The sequence below is a fragment of the Oceanobacter sp. 4_MG-2023 genome, assembly GCF_030689165.1.
Taxonomy (GTDB): Bacteria; Pseudomonadota; Gammaproteobacteria; order Pseudomonadales; family Oceanobacteraceae; genus Oceanobacter.
The window spans coordinates 1-2,086 of record NZ_JAUYVV010000055.1; the positions used below are offsets into that span (position 1 = coordinate 1).

Sequence of the window (2,086 nt, forward strand, 5' to 3'; positions counted from 1 at the left end):
GACCCGACCAAGACCACCTGATCATCACTGCCAAGAGCCTCTGCATTGGCCCAGCTGCCCCACTCACTTGAATCGGTATTCAAGACCTCTGTCGAAGAATCCACCCGGACGTAAATGGTATAGCTGGTATCTTCCTCAAACGTCCGGCCACTGTGATCTGACGAACTGCCGTTTACCAGATCAAACACCACCGTACTGGTATCAACCAGAGTGACGGTTTCATCCGCGGCCTGCGATATGTTACCGGCACTGTCGACGGCATAGGCCGTATAATTGCCGCCAGCCAGGCCACTGCTATCAACCGCTACACTGGCATCGGCCGTGGCAACGGCCTGGGTCCACAAACTACCGTCTGCAGAAAGAATATCGGCCTCAGTGGCCACAGCCACTGTATCGCTCACCAAATACACCGTACCCGCTTCATTGCTTTGTAGTGTGATCAACTCCCCTGTTTCATAGGTGCTATCCATCACCAGTGTGCCATCGGCATTAAACGCCTGCACAAAGATCGAATAGTCACCGTCGCTATCCTTACCGTACCAGGTCACTACATAGTCGCCATCAGTGCCTACCGCAGTGATTTGGACGGCATAGTCATGACCAGTGGTATTACCCGGCGCTTCCAGCTGTACCGTGGCACCGTTAAAGGAACCATCAGCATTAAACGCCTGCACAAAGATCGAATTATCACCGCCGCTATCGGCCCCGAACCAGGTCACCACATAGGCGCCAGCACTGCCCACGGCGGCGATTTGGGGGACATAGTCATCACCATCGGTATTACCCGGCGCTTCCAGCTGTACTGTGGCACTGTTGAAGGAGCCATCGGCGTTAAACGCTTGCACAAAGATCGACTTATCACCCTCGCTATCCCTTCCGTACCAGGTCACCACATAGGCGCCATCAGTGCCCACCGCAGTGATTTGGGGACTTCTGTCATCACCGGTCGTATTACCCAGCGCTTCCAGCTGTACTGTGTCACCGTTGAAAGAACCATCGGCATTAATGGCTTGCACAAAGATCGAATAGTCACCGTCGCTATCCTCACCGTACCAGGTCACCACATAGGCGCCATCAGTGCCCACCGCGGTGATTTGAGGGTTCAGACCAACACCCAGCCGTACTGTGTCACTATTGACGGAACCATCGGCGTTAAAGGCTTGAACAAAAATCGAATTATCACCGCCGCTATCCCTTCCGTACCAGGTCACTACATAGTCGCCATCACTGCCCACGGCGATGATTTGCGGATCATAGTCATCACCGGTGGTATTACCCGGCGCTTCCAGCTGTACTGTGTCACCGTTGAAGGAGCCGTAAGCATCAAACGCCTGCACAAAGATCGACAAATCATCGTCACTATCCCTTCCGTACCAGGTCACCACATAGGCGCCATCAGTGCCTACCGCGGTGATTTGGGGATCATAGTCATAACCAGTGGTATTATCCGGCGCTTCCAGCTGTACCGTGGCACCGTTGAAGGAGCCATCGGCGTTAAACGCCTGCACAAAGATCGACCGATCACCTGAATAGCCAGCACCCTCGTACCCGTACCAGGTCACCACATAAGCGCCATCAGTGCCCACGGCGGTGATTTGGGGGACATAGTCATCACCATCGGTATTACCCGGCGCTTCCAACTGTACCGTGGCACCGTTTAAGGAGCCATCGGCGTTAAACGCCTGCACAAAGATCGACCGATCACCTGAATAGCCAGCACCCTCGTACCCGCACCAGGTCACCACATAAGCGCCAGCGCTGCCCACGGCGGTGATTTGAGGATCATCGTCATAACCAATGGTATTACCCAGTGCTTCCAGCTGTGCTGTCGCGGGCGATAACACAATACTGGCTTCAGGGGCTATTTCGTCCAGATCGTTGACATCAAGGGTAACCGCTTGGTCGGTATGGTTACCGGCTCCATCGGTAGCGGTGACGGTAAAGCTGTAGCTGGATTGGGTTTCGTAGTCGGGATCGGCCAACAGAGTCACTTCGCCGGTGCTGCTGTCGATGCTGAACAGGGCGGCATCATCGCCCGAGAGCGAGAAAGTCACGCCATCGGAGATATCGCCGGTATCAGTGGCTG

General features: G+C 54.8%; 1 protein-coding gene. It reads right to left on the minus strand.

All coding sequences use genetic code 11. The features are described 5' to 3' along the window. Positions 1 to 2,086: cadherin domain-containing protein (locus Q8W24_RS16690; protein ID WP_305476019.1), on the minus strand; the 2,086-nt coding region annotated here is incomplete at both ends.